Source organism: Pedobacter sp. AK013, assembly GCF_014205835.1.
Lineage (GTDB): Bacteria > Bacteroidota > Bacteroidia > Sphingobacteriales > Sphingobacteriaceae > Pedobacter.
On the sequence record NZ_JACHCQ010000005.1, the window covers coordinates 27,677 to 46,559 of the forward strand.

The window sequence follows — 18,883 nt, forward strand, 5'->3', positions numbered from 1 at the left end:
TAAAAAAGATACAAAATGAAAATCCTGGTCATAGAAGATGAACCCGCTTTACTGGAAAGTATTTTGGCCTATTTTACAGGTGAAGGAAATATATGTGAGCATGCTTCAGATTTTGCATTGGCCAGCGAAAAGATAGCAGTTTACAGTTACGATTGTATTCTTTTAGATTTGGGGCTGCCCGGTGGGGAGGGGTTGGAATTGCTGACGAAACTCAAACAGCTCAAAAAAAGAGATGGGGTACTGATTATTTCTGCCAGGCACTCTTTAGATGATAAATTGGCAGGCCTTGATCTGGGGGCCGATGATTACCTAGTGAAACCTTTTCATTTATCGGAACTTAAGGCGCGCGTAAGTGCTATTGTACGCCGTAAAAACTTTGATGGCGATAATATAATTCATTTTAATGAAATGGCTGTTGATGTTTCGGCGATGAAAGTAACGGTTAAAGGCAATCTGGTTATATTAACCAAAAAGGAGTTCGATCTGTTGGTTTATTTCCTTTCTAACCGCAATAAAGTGGTAACCAAAAATGCCATGGCCGAGCACCTTTGGGGCGATGAAATGGATTTGTCGGATGATTTCGATTTCATTTATACCCATGTTAAAAATCTACGGAAAAAACTACTTGAAGCCGGCGCTGCTGATTATCTCAGGTCAGTTTACGGAATAGGCTATAAATTTGGTGATATATGAAACTGGCTAACCGGTATAACCGGGTAAATATTTTAACCTCTATAGTGGTTTTTGCCATTACCGGCTTAATTTATTATGTGGTCATCCATTTTATTTTAACAGAAAAACTAGATCGGGATCTGGTAGTTGAAGAAAATGAAATCCGTCAGTATGTAAGTACCTACCACAAGCTCCCATTGCCTGCTAGTTACCTCGATCAAAAAATTGCTTATAAAAACCTTTCTGGCCATGTACCAGAGCGGGAGTTTTTGTATACCCGCTATTACAATCCCAAAGAGCGGGAAAATGAACCCGGCAGAAGTTTAATTACCGTAGTGCATCTAAATGGAAAAGCTGTTGAAGTAACCATCACGAAATCAAGGGTCGAGTCGGAAGATTTGGTGAGGATTATCCTTTTAATTACCATTGGCATTACATTGATTTTGCTTTTATCGCTGCTGTTAATTAACAGGTTTGTGTTAAACAGACTCTGGCGGCCGTTTTATGCTATTTTAAACGGGATGAAATCGTTTGAGGTTGCCCGTATGGATGCCATAGCACACGAAGATACCCGGATTGATGAATTTAATGAGCTCAATCAATCTGTTAATGCCATGGCTGAAAGGGTAAGGCGCGATTATAAAGAACTTAAAAGTTTTACCGACAATGCTTCGCACGAAATGATGACACCTTTGGCGGTAATCAATTCCAAACTCGACTCTTTACTTCAAACAGAATCGTTTACGGCGCAACAGGGTGAGCTGTTGGCCGATGTTTACCACGCTACAGGCCGCTTATCCCGCCTGCACCAATCGTTGCTATTGCTGGCCAAAATTGAAAATAACCTGATCCCAGATTTTCAGGAGATTGATCTTAAAGAAATGGTGGAGGTAAAAGGCCGTCAGTTTCAGGAACTGTTTGAAAAAGATGGACTAAGCCTTACTGCAGATTTACAGGTTGTTGAAATAAAAATGAGTCGCTATTTGGCAGATATTTTACTGAATAATCTGTTTAGCAATGCAGTAAGACACAATATTACTGGCGGATATATTCGTGTTGAACTCAGTTCAGTTGCATTGATTATGGCAAACTCCGGAAAACCTGGTAATATCCAAAGCAAAATTTTCGACCGCTTTTCAAAATCTGCCGATTCAGAAGGAATGGGTTTAGGTTTGGCCATCACTAAACAGATCTGTAATCTTTATGGCTTCCGGATTAGTTACCAGGCAGAAAACGGTGAGCATGTTTTTAAAGTTCATTTTGCTGGTTGAGCTGATTGTAGGACGAGTATTTCCGGTAGATTTAATTGTCAAGTTAGTCTTGCTGTGAATCTTTTATTTTCTCATTGCTACCAACCGTTCTATTGAACTTGTTTCAGCATCTCCTTCATTGGTCTCATGTGAATAATTAATAAATCCTGTCGCCATAGTTCTTGTCAATACGAACCTTTACGTTCTGAAAATGAACTACAGAATTTCTTCATAATTCACTTTTAGTTTTGATTTAAAATTTAAAAGCTATGAAAAGAATTTTTGTAATTTTATTACTCGTAGGTGCCATGTTTACATCGGTTAGGGCACAAAAAATCAGTGCTGCTAAAGTGCCGGTTGAAGTAAAGGACGCATTCGCAAAACTTTATCCTGGAGTAAAAGCAAATTGGGAAATGGAAAAACAGGACTATGAAGCTGCATTTACGCTAAACGGCAAAGCAACTTCGGTAGTTTATACTGCAAAAGGTGTGCTGCTGGAAACTGAAACAGCAATTAAGCCTAACGAATTACCAGCAGTTATACTTGCCAAACTGAACGGTAGTAAAATAGCAGAGGCTGCTAAAATTATTAAAGCCGACGGATCTATCCGTTATGAGGCCGAAGTGAAAGGAAAAGATCTGTTATTTGATCTGAACGGAAATTCTGTAAAATTATAGTTATGCGAAACATCCTGATATGCGCTTTGTTTTTCGTTGTTTTTACCACATCGTGTGCTGCACAAAGTATCGATTCGGTTAAAAATGCCAATACCGATTCTTTAGCAAGGTGGTATAGTGGAACTCCTATTCCAAAACAAAAATTTAAAGCTACGGCATTTATTGCGCCCGTAGTATTAATGGGTTATGGCTTTGCAGCAGTTTACGATCATGGTGCTTTAAAACAACTGGATGTAAGTACCAAGGCAGAATTGCAGGAAGATCATCCTTTATTTGCAGCCCATGTTGATGACTATCTCCAATTTGCCCCAGCAGCTGCGGTATACGCGCTTAATTTATCGGGTATAAAAGGTAAACATAATTTATTTGATGCATCCATGTTATATGTTACCTCGGCTGCAATTATGGGCGTTTCTACCCATTTTGTGAAACGAGGCATTGGTAGAGAACGGCCTGATGGATCGGGACTAAATTCTTTTCCTTCAGGACATACAGCCTCTGCTTTTATGGCCGCCGAATTTCTGCACCAAGAATATAAAGATGTTAACCCCTGGATCGGTTATGCAGGTTATTTCGTAGCCACCGCTACCGGAACGCTAAGGATGTACAACAACAAACACTGGTTTAGCGATGTGGTAGCCGGGGCAGGATTTGGAATTGCCTCGACTAAAATATCCTATCTGGTTTATCCTTACATTAAAAGCCTTTTTACCAATAAAAAGGGCGGCAATTTTACATTTATGCCTTTCCACCAGCAGGGAAGTACTGGTTTAATGCTTTCGGGGAGGTTTTAATGTTAGCGATCCATGAATAATAAATTGAAATACCAGATTTTATGTATCGTTGCTTTTTCTGGAACAGCAGCAAAGGCACAGGTGATAGCTAAAAATCTGGATTATTATTTAAAACAGGCCGAATTAACTAGCCCTGTGCTTAAAGATCTGCGTAATCAGCAACGTGCTGCAGGGATTGATAGTTTAATTGTTCGTGCTACAGGCGGGGCTCAGGTTACCGCCAATTCTGCCGGAATGTATGCGCCCGTTATTAGTGGTTACGGTTATGATGCGGTGTTAACCAATGGGCAGGCACTCGAGGCCTTGCTGAGTGTGAATTACGATTTACTAAACAGGAAACGTATCAATAATCAGCTGGAAGGTGTTAAAATCCAAAGTGATTCTATTCAATATGCTGGTCAGCTTTCTCTGTTTGATTTACAACGGTCTGTTGCCGATCAGTATATTTTAGCCTATGCCAGCCAACAGCAAGTTGGTTTTAACCGCGATGTGGTTACTTTACTTGAACAAGAAGAAATATTGCTCAAAAAACTTACCCGCAGCAATATTTATAAACAAGCAGAATATTTAACATTCCTGGTTACGTTGCAGCAGCAACAACTTGCGCTGCAACAGGCCGAACTGCAGTTTAAAAACGATTATGCCACCTTAAATTATCTGGCTGGTATTGCTGATACTGCCCAGGTTAAACTGACAGATCCAGAATTGCAGACCGATAATTTAGTCGCTACACATCACTTTTTTAATAAACGTTTTGATATTGATAGTTTAAAGAACAGCAACCAGAAAAACGCTATAGATCTTAATTATAAGCCTAAACTGGGGATATATGCCAATGGTGGCTATAATTCTTCGTTTATTTTGCAACCCTATAAAAATTTTGGCGCTAGTGTAGGCTTCACTTTCTCTGTACCCATTTACGATGGGCACCAGAAAAAAATGCAATACAATAAACTTAGTCTCGCTGCTAAAACCATTGTTAATTACCGCGACTTTTTTAGCAGACAACAGCAACAACAGTTAAACCTGATTAAGCAACAGCTTGAGCAAACCGATGCGCTTTTTCCGAAAATAAATGAGCAAATCCGTTTTAGTAAAGGTTTAATTGAAGTAGACCGGAAACTGATGCATACCGGCGATTTAAAAGTGGCCGATTTCGTAATTGCGATTAATAATTACCTGGCTGCCCAGAACCTGTTGCGACAAACTCAAATTAACCGTTTAAAACTGATTAATCAATTTAACTACTGGAACCGATAACCATGAAGAGCTATCTAAAATTAATGTGTGGTGCTTTCGCCATGCTGTTTGTTTTTTCGGGATGTAATCATTCGGCCCCGGCAGAAAATGTATCTGAACCCTCGCCGGTTACTCCCGTTCAGGTAACTACCGTGCGCGACAGCTCTCTCTCGGAATTTATAGCGTTTTCGGCTGTTTCGGCCTATTTGGAGAAGAGTTTTGTAAAAGCAAATATTAATGGATATATACAAAATGCCCAGGCCATAGTAGGCAAGCAGGTGGGGAGCCATCAGTTGCTGTTTAGTTTAATTACCAAAGAAGCTAAATCAATAGGAAACAGCGTAAATAAGCTTGATGCAGGTTTTAAGTTTTCTGGAATTTCCGATATCAGGGCCGATCAGGCAGGTACAATTATCCAGGTAAACCATCAGAAAGGAGATTATGTACAGGATGGGGAGGCACTCGCCGTGATCAGTAACCGTAATAGTTTGGTTTTTTTACTTGATCTGCCTTACGAATATAATCAGCTGATCAATCAGAACAGAAGCCTGGAGGTACTGTTACCAGATGGGAGCAAAATGACAGGTACGGTTTCAGGAACAATGCCATCGGTAGATTCTTTGGCACAAACCCAGCGGTATGTACTTAAAGTGGCCGCAAGTAAAGATATTCCGGAAGGTTTAATTGCTAAAGTAAAGTTAACGAAAGTTAACCACGCACAGGCTCAGGTACTACCTAAATCGGCAGTATTGGCCAACGAAACTGAAGATGAGTTTTGGGTAATGAAACTCATCAATGATTCTACCGCAGTAAAGATAAACGTGAAAAAAGGCATCGAAAGTGAGCATACAATCGAAGTGCTTGAACCGAAATTTTCGAAAACAGACCGGATTATTACATCTGGAAATTATGGAATAGCAGATACGGCCAAAGTTAAAATCCAGAAATAGCCATGAACAAGTTTTTTATTTCCCATAAAAACCCTATCCTGGCAGTGCTGCTCATTATTTTGGTAGGTGGGATATATGCTTTCAGTCAGTTAAAAACAGGGCTTTTTCCTGAAATTACCTTTCCGAAAATTAAGATTATTGCCGATGCAGAACTGCAGCCGGTTGATAAGATGGTGGTTACCGTAACAAGGCCTTTAGAAAATGCAGTAAAACAGGTGCCCGATCTTCAATTGGTTAGGAGTAAAACCAGTAGGGGCAGTTGCGAACTTTCTGCATTTATGAACCCTGGTGCCGATATCGATCTTAGCCAACAGCGGATAGAAGCACAAATTGCCAAAATAAGCGCTTCGTTGCCAGTCGGTGTTAATATTTCGGTCGAGAAAATGAATCCATCAATCCTTCCGGTAAGTGGATACAGCTTGGAAAGCCATAATTATTCACCTGCCGAACTGAAAAAAATCGCAACTTATACGGTAAAACCCTTTCTTTCACAGGTTGACGGTGTTTCCGAAATCCGTGTAATTGGTGGTAAAAGTAAAGAATTTTGGCTGGAACTTGACGCACAGAAAATGCAGACGCTCGGTATAACTCCAGATCAGATCAGCAATGGACTTAGCCAAACCAATTTTATTAAATCTAACGGTTACCTGGCCGATCACAATTATCTTTACCTATCTGTAACAGATGCTACTGTAAAAAACAAAACCGATCTGGAAAACCTGGTATTAAGCAGAAAGGGCAACCGGATTGTTAAAGTGATGGATATTGCCAAGGTAAATATCCAACAGAGTGTAGAGTACACACGCATTAACGCCAATGGTAAAGATGGGATTCTAATTGCTGTAATCAAACAGCCAAATGCCAATCTGATCGATCTTTCGAACGAGATGTTTACCAAAGTAGAACAGTTGAAACATATTCTACCCGCTGGAGTAAGTATTAAACCTTATTATGTACAAGCAGATTTTGTGAATGAATCGGTAAAAAGCGTACGCGATAGTTTATTGATCGGTTTAACATTAGCCATTATTGTTGCTTTTATTTTTCTAAGATCATTTAAAGCAAGTGTAACGCTTTTAATTACCATCCCCGTTACGCTTTGTTTAACCATAATTGTAATTTATTTTATTGGTTATTCACTCAATATTATGACACTTGGGGCTATTGCAGCTGCCATAGGTTTAATTATAGATGATGCCATTGTGGTAGTGGAGCAAATTCACCGTACACATGAAGAACACCCGGAAGAGCTTACCATGAGGTTGTTGAGCAAGGCTGTTGGATATCTTTTTCCGGCCATGTTGGGCTCTTCAATCAGTACCATCGTTATATTCGTCCCCTTTGTATTGATGACAGGAGTGGCGGGTTCTTATTTTCAGGTAATGACCAATACCATGATCATTACTTTGGCCTGTTCCTTTTTTGTTACCTGGATAGGTTTACCAGTGATTTATCTTTTGTTGACCCGTAAAGGGGGCAGCCATGCAGCTTCTGGTAAAACAGCAGCAGTACACGAGGTTAAATCGCAAAACTGGGTCCGTTATTTTATACAACGGCCTTATATCTCCATTGTGTTTACACTCGTGCTCATCACGTCGATCGTACTCATTTTTCCCCGGTTAGAGACCGGATTCCTCCCCGAAATGGATGAAGGTAGTATTGTGATGGATTATGCTTCGCCACCGGGCACCTCGCTCGAAGAAACCGACCGGATGCTAAGGGAAGTGGAGAAGGAGATTGTTAAAATCCCTGAGGTGCAGGCTTACTCCAGAAGAACCGGAACTCAGATGGGCTTTTTTATCACCGAACCCAATACTGGCGATTATCTAATTCAGCTAAAACATAACAGGAAAAAAAGTACCGATGAGGTCATTTCCGAAATACGCTCACATATCGAAAATACACAACCAGCACTTGTGGTAGACTTTGGGCAGGTAATTGGCGACATGTTAGGCGATTTAATGAGCTCGACCCAACCCATTGAGGTGAAAATTTTTGGTAATGATCAGGAAAAACTCCAGGCCTTATCAAAAAAAGTGGCCAATATTGTTTCGCATGTGGATGGTACAGCTGATGTGTTTGATGGTATAGTCCTTTCAGGACCAGCAGTTAGTATTCAGCCTAATTTTGTTTTGCTGGCGCAGTATGGCATTAGCCCGTTGTCTTTCCAATCGCAGCTTCAAACAGCTATGCAAGGGACTTTAATTGGCGATTTATACGATAAACAACAGCTTTCGCCCATTCGTATGGTTTACCCTGGCAGCCGGACTTTTAGTGTTGCAGATATTAACAAGCTTAAAATTTTCTTGCCAAATGGTAAAGCGGTTCCCATCAATCAAATGGCAGAGGTCGTGCTTAAATCAGGCAATGCCGAAGTAGAAAGAGAAAATTTACAAACCATTGGCGTAGTTACGGCGAGGCTCGATAACCGGGATCTGGGCAGTGTAATGAAAGATCTTCAGAAAACGATAAACAACAAAGTAAACCTGCCTTCAGGCTACCATATCGAATATGGTGGTGCATATAAAGAGCAACAGCAATCGTTTTCCGAATTGCTAACCATCCTCATTGCCTCGAGTTTGCTGGTGTTTAGTGTAATTTTGTTCCTGTTTAAAGATTTTAAAATTGCCTTTTTAATTTTATTAATCTCGGTGCTTGGTATTTCAGGGAGTTATTTAGCTTTGTTTTTAACCCATACACCACTCAATGTAGGCAGTTACACCGGGTTGATTATGATTGTAGGCATTATTGGCGAGAATGCAATTTTTACCTTCCTGCAGTTTAAAGAATCATTAATTAATCAAAGCGTTGATGATGCAATAACCTTTGCTATCTCTACCCGGCTACGGCCAAAACTAATGACTGCATTAGGTGCCATTATCGCATTAATGCCATTAGCCATGGGTATAGGTGCTGGTGCACAACTGCATCAACCATTGGCCATTGCTGTTATTGGCGGCTTTATTGTAGCCTTGCCTTTATTGCTGGTGGCCTTGCCCAGCCTGATCAGGAAATTATACCAATCGGCTAAAGTTGAAGGAGATTAAGCCCAAGTGTAACAGATTAAATCCGTACCCTAAGCATATTAAAACTAAAAAAAATGAAAAGGAAATTATTAAGCATTGTGCTTCTTTCTGCAATGTCGATTGTTGCAAATGCCCAACAAAAAAGTAGCCTGCGTGTACTGGCTGTTCATAAAATACAAAGCGATGGAGGTTGGGATTATGTCAGTATCGATCAGCAGCACAACAATCTTTTTGTGTCGCACGGCAACCAGGTAAATATATTAAATAAGAACAATGGCGACTCGGTAGGCGTAATTCATAATACACCAGGTGTACACGGAATCGCAATTGTAGGTCCGTTCGGGAAAGGATACACCACCAATGGCAAAGCAGGTACTTGTACGGTTTTTGATCTGAACAATTTTATTGTAACTGCACAAGTTAAAGTAGGACAGAATCCTGATGCCACTTTCTTTGATGATTTTAGCAAAAAAGTAATCGTATTTAACGGTAAAAGTAACGATGCCAGTATTATCGATCCAAATACTGATCAGGTTGTGACAACGATTCCATTAGGCGGCAAACCAGAAGCGGGCGTGTCAGACGGGAAGGGAAAAGTGTATGTAAATATCGAAGATACCGGAGAAATTGTTTGTTTTGATTTAAATACTAATAAAGTTTTATCAAGGTATAAACTAAAGGGAGGGGAAGAGCCTTCAGGTTTAGCTATAGATCGTGTAACATCAAGGCTGTTTACCGTTTGTGCTAACAAAGTGATGCTTGTTCTTGATGCCAAAACAGGCAAACAGATCGCTTCCATAGCGATAGGTAATAATTGCGATGGTGTAGTTTTCGATCCGGCCACTAAATTAGCTTACAGCGCCAATGGTGAAGGTAATATTACAGTGGTAAAAGAAGTTTCAGCCAATCAATTTACTGTACAGGAAACTGTAAAAACAGAAGTAGGCGCAAGAACCATTGCCATTGATTTGGCCAGTCATCATCTTTTTTTACCAACGGCGGCTTTCGAAAAAAGTACAGATGCTAATCAACGCCCACATCGTATTCCCGGAAGTTTTAAAATTCTGGAAGTAGGTAAATAGGCAAACAGCACTATTTCAATTTCTATTGGATTGTCGAGGATGCATTCGTGTTTTCTCGACTTTTTTTGTTTAATCTTAATGATAGAAAGGTATTTATTTAACTATTTTCATGTTAAAACATTTATACAGAACGAAGTAAGAATAAATAAAATTATATTAAACTATAAATTCTATAGGATTTATAGAATTTAATATTATATTTGCTGACCACCTGCAAATAACGATATGAATAAATTTTACTTTCTTTCATTTTCTACCTACGCTATCCATTGTTCCAATCACAACAGATCAATGCGAATGTGTTGTTGTCGCGCATAAACTTATCATCACTATGGCTTTCTAAATGGCCGGACGCTCAACAATAATGCTTTGACTTAACTGGTCAGATACCCAATACATCCTTATTATGAACTTTGCCTTATTTTACAGGATATCCCTTGTAATCATTGCTTTGTCTGGGCTTTTAGTACCAGATCCAACCTTGACTGCAAAAGATACTCATCCTAAAAGCCCCATTTATCCTCGTGCTGCAGTTTGTTGTGCAGCTAAATTGCCTAACCGTTTTGGTACTTTCAATGCTTTACCAAAATTGGTAAATGGTCCAAGCAAAGCCACATTGATTAAACATCATGCGGGAATGGTATGGATAAACAAGAAGAATGAAAACATCAGAAGATAGCAGCATGGAACACCTTGGTTTTAGGTGTGTAAGCGATAAATAACAAAGCAATTAAACAAAGAGGAGGGCAGCAGATAAAAACTTTACAAACTATATAAGAATCGGGGAAACACAAATGTATCTCCCCTAGATTAAATCATCGAAACAGGTCTTCAATTGGCGTTGGCACCTGAATCAATTTACCACTTAACCTTTAACAAAAGTATGCAAAAATTTGAAGAAGTCAGGTGGCCCTATGGGTCGGCTTCGAAAGTCTCATTACCAGGTTTCGGACAGGAAAAGCCCGTTCGATACAGATTATCAGTCCGTTCCTTACGCTTGTTGCGTCATTTAGGAATGTTAATTATCGCTCAATTTATTTTTTCAATTGCGGTTAAAGCGCAAACAGTACCACTCATTAACTCTACCCTTATTGGTTTGGTTACCGATTCGAAAACCAAAGAGCCCATCCCAGGTGTGGTAGTCCGTATCAATGGAACCACTCACTCCGCAGTAACCGATAATGAGGGTAAATTTAGGTTCGTAACCGGACAGAAGTTTCCTTATACCTTAACGGTAAGTTATATCGGTTATAAAACCATCGAAATTATTGCAAATGGAAGTCCGATTGAAATTAAGCTCGAAGAAGCAGCCAACCAGCTCGATAATGTGGTGGTAGTAGGGTATGGAACACAGAAGAGAAGCGACATTACAGGTTCCGTTTCTTCCATTTCTAAATCGGCATTAAAACAACCCCTAAGTTCGGTAGATCAATTGTTAAAGGGTGCTGCTGCCGGTGTGCAGGTTACCCAAACATCTGGTCAACCGGGTGGCGGTGTAAGTATCCGGGTAAGGGGTGGAAGTTCGGTACAAGGTGGAAATGAGCCTTTATACGTGATTGATGGATTCCCTTTGTACAACAGTTCGGCTTCGGCAGGTACACTGAGTGGTACGCCGCTTAACCCATTGGCCAGTATTAATCCTTCTGATATTGAAACAGTTGATATTTTAAAAGATGCTTCTGCAACAGCGATTTATGGTTCGAGGGGAGCAAATGGCGTCGTGATTATCACCACTAAAAAAGGAAAAGCAGATCGTAGTGCAGTTACTTATGAAGGAAGTTATGGCACACAATCGTTAAGAAAAAAATTAGACCTTTTAAATGCCCACGATTTTGCCTTGCTCCGGAACGATGCATTGTACGATACCGATCCAAGCAAAGGCCGTTTCCAGTATTTGAGCCAGGCAAAAATTGATCAGTTAGGTGCAGGCACAGATTGGCAGAGCGAAGCGTTCGAACGCGCACCAACACAGAACCATCAACTTACCATAAGCGGCGGAAATCCGAAAACAAGGTATCTTATTTCAGGGAATTACTTTGATCAGGATGGTATTTTAAAGAATACCGATTACTCGAGAATCAGCATCAGGGCTAATGTAGATGCTCAACCTTTCGAAAAATTTAAGGTAAGCGCAAGTGTTAGCGGAAGCAAGGCCGATGCCAATGTATCGCCTTCGGGCATCATCAATGGTCTGTTGATTATGCCTGCTACTGCTTCTATTTACGATGCTTCTGGTGCTTACACGCTTCGTAATCCGTTTGAAAATATATTTGCCAACCCTATTGCCTCATTAAAAGAGCAGATCAATAAATCAACCACCAATAAATTTTTAGGGACAGCATTTGGAGAGTACACGATTATTGAAGGGCTAAACCTTAAAGTACTGCTTGGTGCCGATGTAAATAGCGTAAACGAAAAGAATTATATTCCATCAACCATTTATGAAGGAAGTACCATCGGGGGGGCTGCCGGAAAAGGCACTTATAATTCTTATTCCTGGTTAAATGAGAATACCCTTTCGTACAATAAAGCTTTTGGTAAGCATGCGTTAGATGCTGTAATCGGTTTTACACAACAGGAATTTTCGAGCGAAACCACAAGGGCCAATGCACAAAAGTTTGTAACCGACGATTTAACCTTTAACAGCCTGCAGAGTGGGGCAACTTTGGTGGCGCCTTATTCTGATGCCTCAAAATGGGTATTACATTCTTACCTGGCCAGGGTAAATTATAGTTTTGATAACCGTTATTTCTTAACTTCAAGTATTCGTGCCGATGGTTCATCACGCTTTGGAAAAGGAAACAAATGGGGCTATTTTCCTTCGGCAGCCGCTTCATGGAAAATCAGTAACGAGAAGTTTTTTGAGCCGTTGCAAAAAACAATCAGCGAGCTTAAGGTACGTGTCAGTTTCGGTACAACAGGAAACCTGGAGATTGGCCAGTACCAGTCTTTAGCAACTTTATACAGTCTCAATTATGTATTTGGTGGCGCTACCGCAACTGGTTTTGCACCTAATCGCATTGCAAATGATAAACTGGGTTGGGAAACCACCCATCAGTACGATGCTGGTTTAGATGTCGGTTTTTTTAATAACCGGATACAATTAACATTAGATGGCTACTACAAGAAAACCAAAGATTTATTGTTAAATGTAGAAATCCCATGGACAACAGGTTATGGTACATCGCTGCAGAATTATGGATCAGTATTGAACAAAGGATTTGAAATTGGCCTGAATACACGTAACCTTACCGGAACATTTATTTGGAACACCAATTTAAACTTTTCCGTTAACCGGAATAAAGTGTTAAGTATCGGTAATGGTGCACAATCATATATCAGCGGAAATTACATTGTAAAAGTGGGCGAACCATTGGGTAGCTTTTATGGCAATGTAATTGATGGAATCCTGCAAACAGGAGAAGAAGCCACTAAAGGTAAATATACAGGTAGTGCTGTGCCAAAACCTGGCGATAGATTGTACAAAGATGTTAATGGCGATGGCCAGTTTACCACTGCTGCAGATAAAGCCATTATTGGCAATGCACAACCCAATTTCATTTTTGGTGTAACCAATAATTTCGAGTACAAAGGTTTCGATCTGTTAATATTTGTACAAGGCTCGTACGGTAACAGCATTTTGAACTCGAATATGCAGACCCTTGAGCTGTTTACCGGGCAACAAAATGCCTCAGCTACTGCTTTAAACAGGTGGACACCAAGTAATCCAAGTCAAACCATTCCAAGAGCCAAGTTAGATCCTGCACCTGTATTTTCAGATCGTTTTATAGAAAGTGGTTCCTTCTTAAGGTTAAAAGATGTTTCGCTGGGTTATACCTTGCCCCAAAAGATCTCGGCTAGGGCAAAGTTATCAAACGTATATTTCTACATAGCCGGGCAGAACCTCCTTACCTGGACAAATTACTCAGGCTTTGATCCCGAAATTACCTCGGGAAGTAATGTATCGCCAGGTACCGATGCCGGGATCTATCCCATTGCCAGATCGGTTAGGGCTGGCTTAAGGTTAACATTTTAATTAATCGATATTTCAATGAAAAAGATAAACTTAATATACCTATCTATTTTAGCTTTAGCATTTTCGGCCTGCTCCAAACTAGAAGAAGATCCAGATGCTGTGCTTGTTACGGCACAGTTTTATCAAAATGAAGGCCAAGCAATTTCTGCAGTTACAGCCAATTATCGCAAACTCTACGAAAGTGGCCAATCGCTCTATAATAGCCTAATACAAATTGGGGTTGAAATGGCTACCGACGATTATGAAGCTGGCCCAAGAGCCAGAAATGCGCACGTTAGGGCCATATCAGGTTTAACCCACGATTCATCAAACGACAGGATGGAGCAGTTATGGAAACAAAGTTACGATGCCATTAATGCTTCGAACATTGCCATCGATAAAATTGCTCTAATTGACGAGGCCAAAATTAGTTCGGCCATTAGAAAACGTTTAATTAACGAATCGAAGTTTTTAAGGGCATTGCATTATTTTAACCTGGTGCGCTGGTTTGGCGATGTACCCATTGTATTGCATGAAAATACTTCTTTAGCACCCGAAGATTTATATGTACCCAATGCGCCCGAAGCTGTAGTCTATGCCCAGATCATTCAGGATTTAAAAGATGCAGAATCGTTACCTGCACCAGCAGAATATAACAGTAAGGATTTAGGGAGGGCAACTTCTGGCGCAGCCAAAAGTTTATTGGCAAAAGTATACCTTACTCATAAAGAGTGGGCAAATGCAGCTCAAAAAAGTAAAGAGGTAATTGATAGTAAATACTATTCGCTGTTTGCAAATTTTGCAGATGTGTTTAATGTAGCCACTAAAAACGGTAAAGAACATATCTTCTCTGCACAGTTTGTAGGCAATGTTGGCTATCAGGGCAACAGTTTGGCCAGTCGTTCTGCTCCTGCAGATGTACCCGGTATTAATGGCGATTATGCAGATGCTTTGCATACTGCGGGTGGTTTATATAACAGTTTTGCTGATAACGATACCCGAAAAGCAATCACCTTTGTTACCCAGATGGTGAGCCCTACAAATGGGCAGTTATATACCTTCTCGCCACAGTTTAATAAATATTACGATCCGGCTGTGGTTGGTAATCAATCTCAGTCTTCAAAAAATTTGCCCATTATCCGCTATGCAGAGGTACTTTTAATTTATGCTGAAGCCTTAAATGAAGTAAATAATGGGCCAAATGCAGCGGCATATGCTGCCATAGATGAAGTGCGCCAGCGTGCAGGTATTGCCAAACTAGCCGATATTTCTCCGGCATTAACTGTAGATCAGTTTAGGGATGCTGTTTTTCAGGAGCGGAGAAAAGAATTAGTTTTCGAATATCAGCGATGGTTCGATCTGGCCAGAAGGGGAGCCGATTATTATGTGGCCACACTTAAAGCAGCCGGAAAAACCTTGGCGGCGAAGCGTCACATTCATTTCCCTATACCACAACGAGAACTTAACCTCAACCCCAAATTAAAACAGAACCCGGATTGGGTAAACTATTAACCGTTTTATACTAAAATTTGATCATATGAATTTTAAACAAAAACATTCCACTTTGCCTATAGCAAAAGCATGCCTGTTAGCCTTTGGTTTATTGGTTGTGCAGCAGGCATATGCCCAGAAAAAGCAAAAACCAAATATTGTTCTGGTACTGGTTGATGATCTTGGTTTTTCAGATATTGGCCCTTATGGGGCAACTGAAATAGAAACCCCCAATTTAGATAAACTCGCTGCGGGCGGCTTAAAACTGAAAGAATTTTACAACAATTCGATCTGTGCACCTACCAGGGCATCGTTGCTTACCGGGCAATACCAGCACAAGGCGGGTGTTGGCTTTTTTAACAATAACCTTGGGCTGGCAGCCTATCAGGGTTTTTTAAACCGCGAATCACTTACCCTGGCCGAAGTACTTAAAACTGGCGGTTACACCACGCTCATGGCCGGTAAATGGCATGTAGGCGACGATCGGAACCAATGGCCAAACCAACGCGGTTTCGATCATTTTTTTGGCTTTATTGGTGGTGCCAGCAATTATTACGAAATCGGAGAAAAAGGAACTGAAACCGTACCCTTGGTTAAAGATAATGAACCGTATTTTCTCGAGCCGGGAAAATATTTAACTGAAGAAATTACCAATAACGCATTAGGTTTCTTAGATGACCAGCAAAAAGCTAAAAAGCCATTCTTTTTATACCTGGCCTACAACGCACCACATTGGCCGCTGCAGGCACTCCCTGCCGATATTGCCAAATATAAAGGTAAATATAAATTAGGCTGAGATTCGTTGCGCGTACAACGCTACCGCAATGCTATTAAGAAAGGACTCATTGGTGCCGATCAGAAAATTGCAGCACACGATGACCAGGTAAAACCCTGGAACAAGTTAACTTATGATGAGCAGGAATACTGGCAAACCCGTCAGGAAGTTTATGCAGCCATGATCGATCATGTAGATCAAGAGGTTGGCCGTTTGCTTGCTAAGCTAAAGGAATTGAAACAGGATGAAAATACCCTCATTATTTTTATTTCAGATAACGGCGCTCAGGGTGGCAATGGTACAAGGCCTTATACCCAGCGTACCACCGGGCCTGTTGGCACTGCCGGATCTTACGAAACACAGAACAGCAATTGGTCGCAAACGGGCAATTCGCCACTCCGCAATTATAAAGCTGCACCATATGAAGGTGGTATTAGTGCACCCTTTATCGCCTGGTTTCCGAATAAAATTAAAGCCGGGACAATTGCCAAAGGTACTGGTCATTTAATCGATCTTGCACCAACTTTTTACGAGCTGGCTGGCATTAACTATCCAAAACAGTTAAACGGAATAAGCAGTAACGCTCTCCCTGGTAAAAGCTTACTGCCACTACTTAGCGGATTAACAGATACCGTACAGCGTTCGGTGCCTTTATTTTGGGAACGTGGGGGTAACAAAGCCGTACGTTGGGGTAAATGGAAACTCGTTTCTCCGGCAGGTTTAACCGAAAAATTTGAGCTTTTCGATATTGAAAAAGATAGGGGCGAAAATGCCGATGTGGCCGCTCAACATCCCGAAATTGTAGCACAGTTAAAAGCCGCATATGTAAAGTGGGCAGCAGAAAATGGGGTAGTGGATTACGAAACCCTTAAAACTGCACCCACCCGGCCTGCACAGGGAAACAACAGGGGCAATCAGAATTTTTAGTATTAAATAAAGAAAAAGATGAACAAAGTTATATTAACATGTTTAGGTGCATTATTGGCCATTCAGGGTTTTGCACAAAATGCCAAACCGGCAAAGCCCAATATTATTCTTATCCTGGCTGATGACCTGGGCTATTCAGACCTTGGTGCCTATGGCTCAGAAATTAAAACACCCAATTTAGACCGTTTAGCCAACGAGGGCCTCCGGTTAAAAGAATTTTACAATAATTCCATTTGTGCGCCAACACGTGCTTCCTTATTAACTGGGCAGTACCAGCACAAGGCTGGGGTGGGGTATTTCGCCAACGATCTGGGGCTTCCGGCCTATCAGGGTTATCTCAATAAAGAATCGCTTACTTTGGCCGAGGTATTAAAAACACAGGGTTATAATACGCTGATGTCGGGTAAATGGCATGTGGCCAGTAAAGAGGTAAGTTTCCCCTGGCAGCGTGGCTTCGATCATGTTATGATGTCGGAAAATGGAAGTTATTTCGATCAGGGCGATTATGAAGGGGGTAAAAAACGTGCATATACTATTGATGGGAAACCTTACCCTTTAGAAGCAGGTAAATTTTACCAAACCGATGTAATTACCGAGAATGCCGTAAAGTTTTTGGATCAAAGTCCTAAAGACAAACCCTTCTTCCTGTATTTAGCCTATACCGCGCCGCACTGGCCCCTGCATGCACTGCCTGAGGATATTGCCAAATACAAAGGCCGGTATGATAAAGGTTGGGATGTGCTCCGTGCCGAAAGAATTAAAAAACAAAAGGAACTGGGTATTATTGATGGTAATTCTACCATCTCAGAAAAAGATGCCGATATCTACAACTGGAACAAACTATCGTTCGATCAGCGCAGCCAGTGGGCTAAAAAGATGGAGATTTTTGCAGCAATGGTCGATCGTTTAGATCAAGGTATTGGCCAGGTTTTAAATAAGTTAAAAGCATCCGGAGCCGATAAAAATACCATCATCCTGTTTATTTCTGATAATGGTGCGCCTGCAGAAGATCTGGTGAAGTGGTACAAAGGTGCTGTACGTAATTCGGGGCCGGTGGGTACCATTGGTTCGTACGAGTCGCAAAGCAAAAACTGGTCTTATGCTTCAAATTCGCCATTAAAAGCCTTTAAAGATTACATGTACGAGGGTGGCATTAGCTCGCCATTTATTGCCTGGTACCCGGCTAAAATTAAGCCGGGTAGCATTAAAAAAGGCACTGGCCATATTATTGATATTGCTCCAACCTTTTACGATCTGGCTGGTGCTACTTACCCAAAAAACTATCAGGGCATTACACCCAACACACTGGTGGGTAAAAGTTTATTGCCGGTGTTGTTTGGTAACGATAACGAACTGAAACGTGAAGAACCGTTATTTTGGGAACGTGCAGGTAATCGCGCCGTGCGTTCTGGTAAATGGAAATTGGTATCTACCTGGCCAGGCTACAATTGGGAACTTTACAATTTAGAAACCGACCGCGGCGAAACCACCAATGTCGCCAGGCAGAATCACGATGTGGTGAGCAGGTTATCAGTAGCTTATTTCGACTGGGCAAAAAGAACAGGTGTAGTCGATTTTGCAACGTTAGAGGATAAAGAACCACAATCGATGAAAGAGTTTAGGAAAAGTAAGGTACAGGAAGTTGTATCAGAAGGTTTTGGTTTTTAATATTTTATCATATCATCCAACTCCCCTCCTAATTTAGGAGGGGCAGGGGGTGGTCTGCACTTAGTGTATATATTTTATTTGAAAACGAACATTCACACCTCCGTAGATGCTGTAGCCCCGTTATGCACTACAATCTTTTTATTGCAAATTTTACGCAATAAAAAGGATTTCCGTTACTCCCCCAGGTTTAAGGAACCAAAGGCTGTGGCTCTTGGCGTATAAACCGTCCCATTAATAAAATTGTCTGTAGCCAAAATGTATTTATGATAGGTCATTTTGGCTGCAGATAAATATGGCTTGTTTTAGTAAATTATTTC

The 18,883-nt window shown here is 40.9% G+C and carries 14 protein-coding genes; all 14 read left to right on the forward strand.

The genetic code is table 11. The features are described from left to right. Nucleotides 1-15: 15 nt before the first annotated feature. The 14 genes from HDC90_RS04945 (at nt 16) to HDC90_RS05005 (ending at nt 18,566) form a co-directional block, all read left to right on the forward strand. A complete protein-coding gene (locus HDC90_RS04945; protein ID WP_184464451.1) occupies nt 16-693 on the forward strand; it encodes a response regulator transcription factor in 678 nt (225 codons plus the stop codon). Next, entirely contained in the window at nt 690-1,943 is a 1,254-nt protein-coding gene (locus HDC90_RS04950; RefSeq protein WP_184464453.1) for a HAMP domain-containing sensor histidine kinase, read from the forward strand. The genes HDC90_RS04945 and HDC90_RS04950 overlap by 4 nt, the downstream gene beginning before the upstream one ends. A 248-nt stretch (nt 1,944-2,191) precedes the next feature. After that, nucleotides 2,192-2,599, forward strand: a complete 408-nt coding sequence (locus HDC90_RS04955) for a PepSY-like domain-containing protein (RefSeq protein WP_221451792.1) — start codon at nt 2,192-2,194, stop codon at nt 2,597-2,599. Nucleotides 2,600-2,601: 2 nt separating this feature from the next. Next, complete coding sequence (locus HDC90_RS04960) at nt 2,602-3,393, forward strand: phosphatase PAP2 family protein (RefSeq protein ID WP_184464455.1); 792 nt, start codon at nt 2,602-2,604, stop codon at nt 3,391-3,393. Nucleotides 3,394-3,405: 12 nt separating this feature from the next. Then, nucleotides 3,406-4,653 (forward strand): TolC family protein, encoded by a 1,248-nt coding sequence (locus HDC90_RS04965; protein ID WP_184464457.1) that lies wholly within the window; start codon nt 3,406-3,408, stop codon nt 4,651-4,653. Between the two features lie 2 nt (nt 4,654-4,655). Beyond that, nucleotides 4,656-5,582 (forward strand): efflux RND transporter periplasmic adaptor subunit, encoded by a 927-nt coding sequence (locus tag HDC90_RS04970; RefSeq protein WP_184464459.1) that lies wholly within the window; start codon nt 4,656-4,658, stop codon nt 5,580-5,582. Between the two features lie 2 nt (nt 5,583-5,584). Further along, the gene (locus HDC90_RS04975) at nt 5,585-8,629 is read left to right on the forward strand and encodes an efflux RND transporter permease subunit (protein WP_184464461.1); all 3,045 of its coding nucleotides are present in this window, start codon (nt 5,585-5,587) and stop codon (nt 8,627-8,629) included. A 53-nt stretch (nt 8,630-8,682) separates the two neighbouring features. Further along, a complete protein-coding gene (locus tag HDC90_RS04980) occupies nt 8,683-9,690 on the forward strand; it encodes a YncE family protein (protein WP_184464463.1) in 1,008 nt (335 codons plus the stop codon). Nucleotides 9,691-10,096: 406 nt separating this feature from the next. Beyond that, nucleotides 10,097-10,369, forward strand: a complete 273-nt coding sequence (locus HDC90_RS04985; protein WP_184464465.1) for a hypothetical protein — start codon at nt 10,097-10,099, stop codon at nt 10,367-10,369. Nucleotides 10,370-10,573: 204 nt separating this feature from the next. Continuing rightward, a complete protein-coding gene (locus tag HDC90_RS04990; RefSeq protein ID WP_221451793.1) occupies nt 10,574-13,726 on the forward strand; it encodes a TonB-dependent receptor in 3,153 nt (1,050 codons plus the stop codon). 15 nt (nt 13,727-13,741) lie between these two features. Next, a complete protein-coding gene (locus HDC90_RS04995; protein WP_184464467.1) occupies nt 13,742-15,217 on the forward strand; it encodes a RagB/SusD family nutrient uptake outer membrane protein in 1,476 nt (491 codons plus the stop codon). A 25-nt stretch (nt 15,218-15,242) separates the two neighbouring features. Further along, entirely contained in the window at nt 15,243-15,992 is a 750-nt protein-coding gene (locus HDC90_RS25670; protein WP_221451794.1) for a sulfatase-like hydrolase/transferase, read from the forward strand. Between the two features lie 6 nt (nt 15,993-15,998). Next, on the forward strand, nt 15,999-16,898 hold the full coding sequence (locus tag HDC90_RS25675; protein WP_221451795.1) for a sulfatase-like hydrolase/transferase: 900 nt from the start codon (nt 15,999-16,001) through the stop codon (nt 16,896-16,898). Nucleotides 16,899-16,916: 18 nt separating this feature from the next. Next, nucleotides 16,917-18,566 carry an arylsulfatase gene (locus HDC90_RS05005; protein WP_184464469.1) on the forward strand — a complete coding sequence of 550 codons (1,650 nt, stop codon included), beginning with the start codon at nt 16,917-16,919 and terminating at the stop codon, nt 18,564-18,566. Nucleotides 18,567-18,883 lie beyond the last annotated feature (317 nt).

What these genes read in the sequence shown, in the direction of transcription:
- HDC90_RS04945 (WP_184464451.1), top strand. Translation starts at nt 16, where the DNA reads ATGAAAATCCTGGTCATAGAAGATGAACCCGCTTTACTGGAAAGTATT.
- HDC90_RS04950 (WP_184464453.1), top strand. Translation starts at nt 690, where the DNA reads ATGAAACTGGCTAACCGGTATAACCGGGTAAATATTTTAACCTCTATA.
- HDC90_RS04955 (WP_221451792.1), top strand. Translation starts at nt 2,192, where the DNA reads ATGAAAAGAATTTTTGTAATTTTATTACTCGTAGGTGCCATGTTTACA.
- HDC90_RS04960 (WP_184464455.1), top strand. Translation starts at nt 2,602, where the DNA reads ATGCGAAACATCCTGATATGCGCTTTGTTTTTCGTTGTTTTTACCACA.
- HDC90_RS04965 (WP_184464457.1), top strand. Translation starts at nt 3,406, where the DNA reads ATGAATAATAAATTGAAATACCAGATTTTATGTATCGTTGCTTTTTCT.
- HDC90_RS04970 (WP_184464459.1), top strand. Translation starts at nt 4,656, where the DNA reads ATGAAGAGCTATCTAAAATTAATGTGTGGTGCTTTCGCCATGCTGTTT.
- HDC90_RS04975 (WP_184464461.1), top strand. Translation starts at nt 5,585, where the DNA reads ATGAACAAGTTTTTTATTTCCCATAAAAACCCTATCCTGGCAGTGCTG.
- HDC90_RS04980 (WP_184464463.1), top strand. Translation starts at nt 8,683, where the DNA reads ATGAAAAGGAAATTATTAAGCATTGTGCTTCTTTCTGCAATGTCGATT.
- HDC90_RS04985 (WP_184464465.1), top strand. Translation starts at nt 10,097, where the DNA reads ATGAACTTTGCCTTATTTTACAGGATATCCCTTGTAATCATTGCTTTG.
- HDC90_RS04990 (WP_221451793.1), top strand. Translation starts at nt 10,574, where the DNA reads ATGCAAAAATTTGAAGAAGTCAGGTGGCCCTATGGGTCGGCTTCGAAA.
- HDC90_RS04995 (WP_184464467.1), top strand. Translation starts at nt 13,742, where the DNA reads ATGAAAAAGATAAACTTAATATACCTATCTATTTTAGCTTTAGCATTT.
- HDC90_RS25670 (WP_221451794.1), top strand. Translation starts at nt 15,243, where the DNA reads ATGAATTTTAAACAAAAACATTCCACTTTGCCTATAGCAAAAGCATGC.
- HDC90_RS05005 (WP_184464469.1), top strand. Translation starts at nt 16,917, where the DNA reads ATGAACAAAGTTATATTAACATGTTTAGGTGCATTATTGGCCATTCAG.